This window comes from Streptomyces sp. ADI95-17 (genome assembly GCF_003846175.1).
GTDB lineage: Bacteria > Actinomycetota > Actinomycetes > Streptomycetales > Streptomycetaceae > Streptomyces > Streptomyces sanglieri.
Genome location: NZ_ML123045.1, coordinates 829,310 through 831,709, shown reverse-complemented (window position 1 = coordinate 831,709; position 2,400 = coordinate 829,310). Strand labels below are relative to the sequence as shown.

Here is a 2,400-nt window from a genome sequence, read left to right as displayed (position 1 = left end):
GCCTCTTCGCATGCCGTCCGCCGTCCGCCGTCCGCCGTCCGCCGCTTGTACGGCTGCCGTGCCCCGCCTGTGCCGCTCCGCCTCAGATACGGACCTGAACGGCGCGGGCCAGCCGGTCGTGCAGGCCGCGGCCGTCGCGGTCCCAGACCAGGGCCGGGATCACCAGGCACAGCAGCACGCTCCGGACGACCACCCGCCCGAGCGTCAGCCGGCCACCGCTCTCGGCGACGACCCTGATGCCCAGGACTCGCTTGCCCGGCGTACAGCCGATGGTCCCGACGGTGAGCACGCTCAGTACGAGGAAGATGCCCACTGCCCAGTTGCCGGCCGCCTGCTGGTCACCGGGAGCGAACAGCCCGTATGCGATCAGCAGGCACAGGGCCCAGTCGATGAAGATCGCGCCGAAGCGCCGGCCGAGCGGCGCCACCGAACCCGGGCCGTTCTCGGGCAGGCCGAGTCGCTTGCCCCGGTAGCCGAAGTCGGCCCCCATCTCCTCGGCGGCCGCGCGCGGCCCGGAGAGCCACGATCCGATTGCTTGCCTGTTGTCCACCCGAACACGGTACTGCGCCCGCCCGGACGGGCTGCCGGGCGGGGCCCGCTACAGGCCCCCGGAGCAGCCGGGAGACGGGCCCTTAACCGGCCACGAGGTGCCGGTCACACCCGGCTCGGTTAACTTCTGCGAAACAAATGGGTCATGCTTGAGAAATCCGGTCTGCCTATGGTCGGGTCCAGCGTGTGCCACCGCACTGGCCGCACCACGAGCTACAACCCCGTCCCTCCCGGGCCGGGAGTAGGAGGAGTTGGATGTTCCAGAACGCCGACGACGCGAAGAAGTACATCGCCGACAATGACGTCAAGTTCATCGATGTCCGGTTCTGTGACCTGCCCGGTGTGATGCAGCACGTCACCGTCCCGGCGGCGACCTTCGACCCGGCCGACGAGCTTGCCTTCGACGGCTCGTCGATCCGCGGCTTCCAGGCCATCCACGAGTCCGACATGGCGCTGCGCGCGGACCTGTCGACCGCCCGTGTCGACCCCTTCCGGCGCGACAAGACCGTCAACATCAACTTCTTCATCCACGACCCGATCACCGGCGAGCAGTACAGCCGTGACCCGCGGAACGTGGCCAAGAAGGCCGAGGCCTACCTCGCCTCCACCGGCATCGCCGACACCGCGTACTTCGGCCCCGAGGCCGAGTTCTACGTCTTCGACAACGTCCGCTTCCAGACGTCGGCGAACGAGAGCTTCTACCACATCGACTCCGAGGCCGGCGCCTGGAACACCGGTGCGGTCGAGAACAACCGCGGTTACAAGGTCCGCTACAAGGGCGGCTACTTCCCGGTCCCGCCGGTCGACCACTTCGCCGATCTGCGTGCCGAGATGTCCCTGGAGCTGGAGAACAGCGGCCTCCAGATCGAGCGCCAGCACCACGAGGTCGGCACCGCCGGCCAGGCCGAGATCAACTACAAGTTCAACACGCTGCTCGCCGCGGCCGACGACCTGATGCTCTTCAAGTACATCGTGAAGAACGTCGCCTGGCGCAACGGCAAGACCGCGACCTTCATGCCGAAGCCGATCTTCGGCGACAACGGTTCGGGCATGCACGTCCACCAGTCCCTGTGGGCCGGCGGCGACCCGCTGTTCTACGACGAGCAGGGCTACGCGGGCCTGTCGGACATGGCCCGCTACTACATCGGCGGCATCCTCAAGCACGCCCCCTCGCTCCTCGCCTTCACCAACCCGACGGTGAACTCCTACCACCGCCTGGTCCCCGGCTTCGAGGCCCCGGTCAACATGGTGTACTCGCAGCGCAACCGCTCGGCCGCGATGCGCATCCCGATCACGGGCTCCAACCCGAAGGCCAAGCGCGTCGAGTTCCGCGCCCCGGACCCGTCGTCCAACCCGTACCTGGCCTTCTCCGCGCTGCTGATGGCCGGCCTCGACGGCATCAAGAACAAGATCGAGCCCGCCGAGCCGATCGACAAGGACCTGTACGAGCTGGCTCCCGAGGAGCACGCGAACGTCCAGCAGGTCCCGACCTCCCTCCCGGCCGTCCTGGACGCGCTGGAGGCGGACAACGAGTACCTCCAGGCCGGCGGCGTCTTCACGTCCGACCTGATCGAGACCTGGATCGACTACAAGCGCACCAACGAGATCGCCCCGATCCAGCTGCGCCCGCACCCGCACGAGTTCGAGCTGTACTTCGACCTCTAAAGCGCGGAACCCGGCACGCCGGCCGGGGTACCGGCCCGGCCCGCTCCGGACCGGATGCACCACATACGCGCATGAGCCCTCATCGGGAAACCGATGAGGGCTCATGCCGTTCGAGGTCGAGGAATCACAGAGGCGCCACCGGTTGCTCGCCGGTTGCAGTGCCGGGCTGCATGGTCCCCGTCGTAG

2 protein-coding genes are annotated in these 2,400 nt (G+C 68.0%); one reads left to right on the top strand and one right to left on the bottom strand.

Going from position 1 to position 2,400, the window contains the following annotated elements; all coding sequences use genetic code 11:
* Positions 1-82: 82 nt before the first annotated feature.
* Positions 83-550 carry an RDD family protein gene (locus EES42_RS11800; protein WP_124718076.1) on the bottom strand — a complete coding sequence of 156 codons (468 nt, stop codon included), beginning with the start codon at positions 548-550 and terminating at the stop codon, positions 83-85.
* A 254-nt stretch (positions 551-804) separates the two neighbouring features.
* Here EES42_RS11800 and glnA point away from each other — a divergent pair, with 254 nt between their 5' ends.
* Positions 805-2,214 carry a type I glutamate--ammonia ligase gene (glnA, locus tag EES42_RS11795; protein ID WP_093543302.1) on the top strand — a complete coding sequence of 470 codons (1,410 nt, stop codon included), beginning with the start codon at positions 805-807 and terminating at the stop codon, positions 2,212-2,214.
* The last annotated feature ends 186 nt before the right edge of the window (positions 2,215-2,400 follow it).